Origin of the sequence: Cellulomonas sp. PS-H5, from assembly GCF_019265565.1 — a bacterium.
In the GTDB taxonomy this organism is placed as follows: Bacteria; Actinomycetota; Actinomycetes; order Actinomycetales; family Cellulomonadaceae; genus Cellulomonas.
Genome location: NZ_JAHVCI010000040.1, coordinates 34,215 through 41,018, shown reverse-complemented (window position 1 = coordinate 41,018; position 6,804 = coordinate 34,215). Strand labels below are relative to the sequence as shown.

The 6,804-nt window shown below is 76.9% G+C and carries 6 protein-coding genes; 3 read left to right on the top strand and 3 right to left on the bottom strand.

Annotated elements, in window-relative coordinates:
* Positions 1-1,077 (bottom strand): Rv2578c family radical SAM protein (locus J5O08_RS14730; protein WP_218707625.1); only part of this gene is annotated, 1,077 nt, incomplete at its 3' end.
* Between the two features lie 173 nt (positions 1,078-1,250).
* Between J5O08_RS14730 and J5O08_RS14725 the strand changes: the two genes are divergently transcribed.
* Complete coding sequence (locus J5O08_RS14725) at positions 1,251-1,814, top strand: TspO/MBR family protein (RefSeq protein ID WP_218707624.1); 564 nt, start codon at positions 1,251-1,253, stop codon at positions 1,812-1,814.
* Positions 1,815-1,826: 12 nt separating this feature from the next.
* Here J5O08_RS14725 and hisS read toward each other — a convergent pair whose 3' ends face one another.
* Positions 1,827-3,191, bottom strand: coding sequence for a histidine--tRNA ligase (gene hisS, locus J5O08_RS14720; RefSeq protein ID WP_218707623.1), 1,365 nt, complete (start codon positions 3,189-3,191; stop codon positions 1,827-1,829).
* 5 nt (positions 3,192-3,196) lie between these two features.
* Positions 3,197-3,952, bottom strand: coding sequence for an MBL fold metallo-hydrolase (locus J5O08_RS14715; RefSeq protein ID WP_218707622.1), 756 nt, complete (start codon positions 3,950-3,952; stop codon positions 3,197-3,199).
* Between the two features lie 156 nt (positions 3,953-4,108).
* Between J5O08_RS14715 and J5O08_RS14710 the strand changes: the two genes are divergently transcribed.
* Together J5O08_RS14710 and J5O08_RS14705 are read left to right on the top strand one after the other, a co-directional pair.
* The gene (locus tag J5O08_RS14710; RefSeq protein WP_217616284.1) at positions 4,109-4,894 is read left to right on the top strand and encodes a peptidylprolyl isomerase; all 786 of its coding nucleotides are present in this window, start codon (positions 4,109-4,111) and stop codon (positions 4,892-4,894) included.
* A complete protein-coding gene (locus J5O08_RS14705; protein ID WP_308281638.1) occupies positions 4,891-6,741 on the top strand; it encodes a DUF349 domain-containing protein in 1,851 nt (616 codons plus the stop codon). The genes J5O08_RS14710 and J5O08_RS14705 overlap by 4 nt, the downstream gene beginning before the upstream one ends.
* The last annotated feature ends 63 nt before the right edge of the window (positions 6,742-6,804 follow it).

Genomic DNA, 6,804 nt, shown 5'->3' with positions numbered 1-6,804 from the left:
CCGGCCGCCGGTCCGCGCCGACGACCCAGCGCCCGCTCCCGCGCCGACCCCTGCGCCGGCCCCCGCTCCTGCGCCCGCGCCGGCCCCCGCGCCGGCCGGGGACCCCGCGCCCTCGAGCGGCGCCGCGGACGGCCCGTGCAGCCCGTACCGGCGGCGCAGCGGCCGCACCCGCTCGGACAGCCACCGGCGGTACTCCTCGGGCACGTAGGCGCCGTTCGCGTACAGCCGCCGGTAGTTCGGCACCAGCTCCGGCCGGTGCTCGGCGAGCCAGGACAGCATCAGCGGCCGCACCGGCCCGCGCAGGTGCAGCGGGATCGTCGTCACCCAGGACGCGCCGGCCTCGGCGAGGTCGCGGAACAGCCCGTCGAGGTGCGCCGTGGAGTCGGTGAGCCACGGCATGACCGGGGCCACCAGCACCCCGCACTCCAGCCCGGCCTCCCGCACGGCCCGGATCAGCCCGAGCCGGGCGCGCGGCGTCGGCGTGCCCGGCTCCATCGCCTGCTGCAGCGCCTCGTCGCCGATCGCGAGCGACACGGCCACGCTCACCCCGACCTCCCCCGCGGCCTCCGTCAGCAGCGGGATGTCCCGGCGCAGCAGGGTGCCCTTGGTGAGCAGCGACATCGGGGTGCCCGAGTGCGCGAGGGCGCCGATGATCCCGGGCATCAGCGCGTACCGGCCCTCGGCCCGCTGGTACGGGTCGGTGTTGGTCCCGAGGGCGACGTGCTCGTGCTTCCAGGACGGCCGGCGCAGCTCCGCGGTCAGCACGTCGACCACGTTGGTCTTCACGACGATCTGGGTCTGGAAGTCCTCGTCCGGGCCGAGGCCCAGGTACTCGTGCGTCGGGCGGGCGAAGCAGTAGGTGCAGGCATGCAGGCAGCCGCGCATCGGGTTCACGGTCCACCGGAACGGCATCGCCGACGCCTCGGGCACCTTGTTGAGGGCCGACTTGGCGTGCACCTCGTGGAAGGTCACGCCCGCGAACTCCGGCGTGCGCACCGACCGCTGGTGCCCCGCCAGCGCGAGGCCGGGCAGCGCCTGCGCCGCCTCCGCCGCGATCTTCTGCCCGTCCCACCGCATGGCACCGATTCGAACACGTGTTCGACGACTACGCAAGCACCGAGTCCACCGGCCTGGGGACGGGCCGGACCGCCCCGTCGGCCCGGGGCGCGGGGACCCGGAGTCCGCGGCGGGAAACTCAGCATGCTGGCCTTCCGGTTGCCGACCCGGCGCCGCCGCCGCACCGTGGAGGCATGACCTCCGCGAACCCGGCCCAGCCCGCCCCGAGCCACCCTGCCCGCCGCGACGCCGCCGGTGCGGGCGACACCGCGGGCACGGGCGTCGGCCCCACCACCCGCGGCTGGCCCGTGCTCGTCGGCCTGCTGCTGCTCAACGCCGTCGTCGCCTTCGGCGGCAGTCTCGCGTCGACGTCCGGCGTCGACGGCTGGTACGCCGACGCCGACAAGCCCGCGTGGACGCCGCCGAACTGGGTGTTCGGCCCGGTCTGGACGGTGCTCTACGTGGTGATGGCGGTGGCCGCCTGGCTGATCTGGCGGCGGCACGGCCGCGCGGCCACGACCGCACTGGTCCTGTACGGCGTGCAGCTCGTGCTGAACGCCGCGTGGACGCCGGTGTTCTTCGGCGCGCAGCAGCTGGGCCTGGGCCTGGCGATCATCCTCGCGCTCGAGGTGGCGCTGGTCGCGACGATCGTCGCGTTCCACCGCCTGACCCCGTGGGTCGCCTGGCTGCTCGGCCCCTACCTGGCGTGGGTCCTCTACGCCACGACGCTGAACGCGGGCCTCGCCGCCCTGGCGTGAGGCCCCGGGGGGTCAGCCCTCCGCGGGGACCACCCGCGGCCACAGGTCCTCCGCCGGCGGCGCCCAGGCCGCGGCGTCGGCGTCGACCTGCTCGCCCGACCGGATGTCCTTCACCTGGTCCGCGGCGCCATCCTCGCCCGGGAACCACACGAACGGGATCCCCCGGCGGTCGGCGTGCTTGATCTGCTTGCCGAACTTCGCCGCCGTCGGGGCGACCTCGACCGGCACGCCCCGGGCCCGCAGCGCGGTGGCGACCGCGTCCGACGCCGGCCGGCTCTCCTCCGACGTCACGGCGACCAGCACCGCCGCCGGCACGCCGCGGGTCGCGCGGACCAGGCCACCCGACAGCAGCCGGGACACCAGGCGCGACACGCCGATCGACAGCCCGACGCCCGGGTAGGTCTGCTTGCCGTCCGAGGCGAGCGTGTCGTACCGCCCGCCGGAGCAGATCGAGCCGAGCTGCTCGTGGCCGACGAGCACCGTCTCGTAGACCGACCCGGTGTAGTAGTCCAGCCCGCGGGCGATCTTGAGGTCGGCGACGACGACGCCCGGGGCGCGCACGGCGGCGGCCTCGATCAGCTGCCGCAGCTCGCCCAGGCCCTGCTCCATGAGCTCGGACGCGATGCCGTGCTGCGCGGCGAGCGCCCGCACCCGGTCGACGACGCCGGCGTCGCCGCCGGAGATCGCCGCGAGGTCGAGGCACGCCTGCGCCTGCTCGGGCGTCGCGCCGGTCTCGGCGACCAGCAGCGCGGCGACCTTCTCCGGGCCGATCTTGTCGAGCTTGTCGATGCTGCGCAGCACGCCCTCGACGTCGTCGAGGCCGAGCCCGCGGTAGAAGCCCTCGGCCACCCGGCGGTTGTTGACGAGGATGCGCACCGGCGGCACGCCGATGTCGCGCAGCGCGCCGAGCGCCTCCGCCATGACCAGCGGCAGGTCGACCTCGTAGTGGTACGGCAGGTCGCCCGCGCCGACGACGTCGATGTCCGCCTGCACGAACTCGCGGAACCGGCCGTCCTGGGGGCGCTCGCCGCGCCACACCTTCTGGATCTGGTAGCGCTGGAACGGGAACGCGAGGTGCCCGGCGTTCTCCAGCACGTAGCGCGCGAACGGCACCGTGAGGTCGAAGTGCAGGCCGAGCTGCCCGGACCGGTCCTGCTCGGCGTCGGCGTCCTCCTGCAGCCGGCGCAGGACGTACACCTCCTTGGAGGTCTCGCCCTTGCGCAGCAGCTGGTCGAGCGGCTCGACCGCCCGGGTCTCGATCCCGGCGAACCCGTGCAGCTCGAAGGTGCGCCGCAGCGTGTCGAGCACGTGCTGCTCGACCACGCGGCCGTCGGGGAGCCACTCGGGGAAGCCGGAGAGAGGAGTCGGTCGTGCCATGCGGGTCAGTTTGCCAGGTACGGGTTGGTGGCCAGCTCCGCGTCCACCCGCGTGGCGGGCCCGTGGCCGGGCAGGACGTGCGTCCCGGGCCGCAGGGCGCCGACGACGTCGCGCAGGGTGGCCGCCATCGCGACCGGGTCGCCGCCGGGGAGGTCCGTGCGGCCGACCGACCCCGCGAACAGCACGTCGCCGGTGAACGCGACCCGGTCGTCGCCCGCGGCCAGCAGGTAGAGCGTCGAGCCCTCGGTGTGGCCGGGGGCGTGCCGGGCGAGCAGGGTCACCGAGCCGAGGCGGAGCTCGACGTCGGAGGTCCGGCCGGTGCCGCCGGCGGTCCCGGCGTCGCCCGCTCCCCCGCCCTCGCCCCCGAACGGCGCCACCAGCGCCGGGTCGACCCGCCCGAAGGTCGCCGGGTCCAACCCCGCCGCCGCGGCCGCCGACCGCAGCGCGCCCGCCACGCCGGGGTCGGCCGCCGCGCCGAGACCCAGCGTGCCGAGCGGGTCGGCCAGCCGGTACGCGTCCCGGGCGTGCAGCCGGAGCGGCACGCCCGCCTCGGCGGCGAGCACGCCGGCGTCCGCCACGTGGTCCGCGTGCCCGTGCGTCGCGACGACCCCGGCGACGCGCAGCCCGTGCTCGGCGACCGTGCGCCGCACCGCGTCCGCGACGCCGCCGCCGGGGTCGACGACGACGCAGTCCCCGTCGTCGGCCGCCACCACGTAGCAGGCCGCGGCGAACACGGGGGCGGTCAGTCCGAGGATGCGCACCCGGCCACGCTAGCGGCGCCCGCGGGACCCCCGGCACGCACGCGCGGCGCGCGCGTCACCCGCGCGACCACCGGCTGCCTAGACTGTCCGGCGGGCGCGGGCGCTCTGAGTGCCCGCGCACGGGGGACCCGCCGACGCCGAGACCGAGGAGAGTGCGTGCCGTCCAGCAAGCGCGAGCGCGAGTACGAGCGCCGCCGGTACGAGAAGTGGCAGCAGCGCCAGGTGCAGAAGCACGCCCGCAAGCGGCGGCAGCAGATCGTCGCCGGCGGGGTCGTCGGCGTGCTCGTGCTCGGCGTGGGCATCACCGCCGCGCTCCTCGCCACCGGCGGGGACGACGACACCACAGCGGGCTCCGGCGCCACCGACGCCCCCACCGCCACGCAGACCACCGCCGCCGAGCGCCTCGGCAACGGCGGCGTGCTGCCCGACGCCGCCCTCGCCGAGGGCCGCGCCTGGACCGGCACGATCACGACCAGCCAGGGCGAGATCGGCGTCGAGCTGGACGGCGCTGCCGCACCGCAGGCGGTCGCGAACTTCGTGACGCTGGCGCAGGAGGGCTACTTCGACGGCACCGACTGCCACCGGCTGACCACCAGCGGCATCTACGTGCTGCAGTGCGGCGACCCGACCGGCACCGGCACGGGCAGCCCCGGCTACGCGTTCGGCCCGATCGAGAACGCCCCCGCCGACGACGTCTACCCGGCCGGCACCATCGCGATGGCCCGCCAGGGCGGGAACGGCGAGTCGATGGGCAGCCAGTTCTTCCTCGTCTACGAGGACTCGACCATCCCGGCGGACGCCGCCGGGGGCTACACCGTGTTCGGCCGCATCACGTCGGGCCTCGACGTCGTGCAGGCAGTCGCTGACGCGGGCGTGAGCGGGGGTGCCTCGGACGGCACCCCGGCCACCCCCGTCACCATCGAGGGAGTGGAGACCCAGTGACCGAGACGCCCGACGAGCAGCAGCGCGCCCAGGACAGCGACGAGGCCGCCGTGGCCGCGACGCCCGGGGTCGGCGAGGCCGAGGTCCCCGCGACCGACGCCCCCGCGGCCGACGACGCCCAGGTCCCCGCGACCGAGGCGCCCGCGACCGAGGTCCCGACGGCCGACGACGCCGAGTCCCTCGCGGCCGAGGAGCAGCCGGCGGAGGACGCCCCCGCGGCGGCCGAGCAGACCGCTCCCGCCGACGCGGACGCCGCGTCGACCGAGGAGCCGACCGCTCCCGCCGACGAGGCCGCCGCGCAGGCCGCGGAGCCGACCGCTCCCGAGCCCGAGCCCACCGAGCCCGAGGCCGTAGAGCCGGAGGCCGCCCAGCCCGAGGCCACCGAGCCCGAGGCCGAGCCGGCCCCCGCCGCGGCCGCGCCGACCCCCGCGACCGCCCCGCGGCCGAGCGCCCCGAAGCCCAGCGCCATGCGCCCCCGCCCGCGCCCGAGCGCCCCGTCGGCCCCGGCCGGCACGGTCGCGTCCGGCGAGGCCCCGGCCGCCCCCGCGACCCCCGTGGTCCCGGTGCCGGTGGCCGACGACTCGGCGGAGGCGGCCGCCGCGGCCGGCTTCGGCCGGGTCGACGAGGAGGGCACCGTCTACGTCCGCGAGGCCGCGGGCGAGCGCGTCGTGGGCCAGTTCCCCGGCGCGTCGGCCGACGAGGCGCTGGCGCTGTACGTGCGCCGGTTCCTCGACCTGCAGGCGAAGGTCGCGCTGTTCGAGGCGCGGCTCACCGCGACGGACCTCGCGGTCAAGGAGATCGACCAGACGCTCACGCGCCTGACCGAGGAGACCGCCGAGCCGGCCGCCGTCGGCGACCTGGACGGCCTGCGCGCCCGCCTGGACGGGCTGCGCGCGGCTGCCGCCGAGCGTCGCGCGGCCGTCGAGGCCGAGCGGTCCGCCGCCCGCCAGGCCGCGCTGGAGGCCCGCACGCAGATCGTCGAGCGCGCGGAGAAGATCGCCACGACCGACCCGGCGCGCATGCAGTGGCGACCGGCGGGCGAGCAGCTCCGCGCCCTGCTCGAGGAGTGGAAGGAGGCGCAGCGCTCCGGCCCGCGCGTCGACCGCACCTCCGAGGAGGCGCTCTGGAAGCGGTTCAGCCACGCGCGCACCACGTTCGACCGCGAGCGTCGGCACTACTTCGCCGAGCTGGAGTCCCGGAACGCCGGGGCGAAGGCCGCGAAGGAGGAGATCGTCCGCGAGGCCGAGCGCCTGTCCTCCAGCACCGAGTGGGGCCCGACCGCCGGCGCCTACCGCGACCTGATGGCGCGGTGGAAGGCCGCCGGCCGCGCCAGCCGGTCGGACGACGACGCGCTGTGGGCCCGGTTCCGCGCCGCGCAGGACACGTTCTTCCACGCCCGTGACGAGCTCAACGCCGCCACGGACCGGGAGTACGGCGCGAACCTGGAGGTCAAGGAGGCGCTGCTGGTCGAGGCCGAGGCGATCGACCCGGCGAAGGGGCTCGGCCAGGCCAAGGCCGCGCTGCGCTCGATCCAGGACCGCTGGGAGGCCGCGGGCAAGGTGCCGCGCGGCGACATCCAGCGCGTCGAGGGCCGGCTGCGCGCCGTCGAGGCGAAGGTCCGCGACGCCGACCAGGCGGAGTGGCGCCGCACCAACCCGGAGACCCGCGCGCGGGCCGAGGGCGCGCTCGCGCAGCTCGAGAACGCGATCGCGCAGCTCGAGGCCGACCTGGCGAAGGCCCAGGCCGGCGGCGACGCCCGCAAGGTCGCCGACGCGCAGGCCGCGCTCGACGCCCGCCGGTCCTGGCTGGAGCAGGTGCAGCGGGCCGCGGACGAGTCCCGGGGCTGACGCCCGTCCACAGCCGGTGCCGGTCGCCCTCGCCACGCGCGGGGGTCGACCGGCATCGTGCTG

Excerpts from the sequence above, each read along its gene's own strand:
- J5O08_RS14725 (WP_218707624.1), top strand. The coding sequence starts at position 1,251 with ATGACCTCCGCGAACCCGGCCCAGCCCGCCCCGAGCCACCCTGCCCGC.
- hisS (WP_218707623.1), bottom strand. The coding sequence starts at position 3,191 with ATGGCACGACCGACTCCTCTCTCCGGCTTCCCCGAGTGGCTCCCCGAC.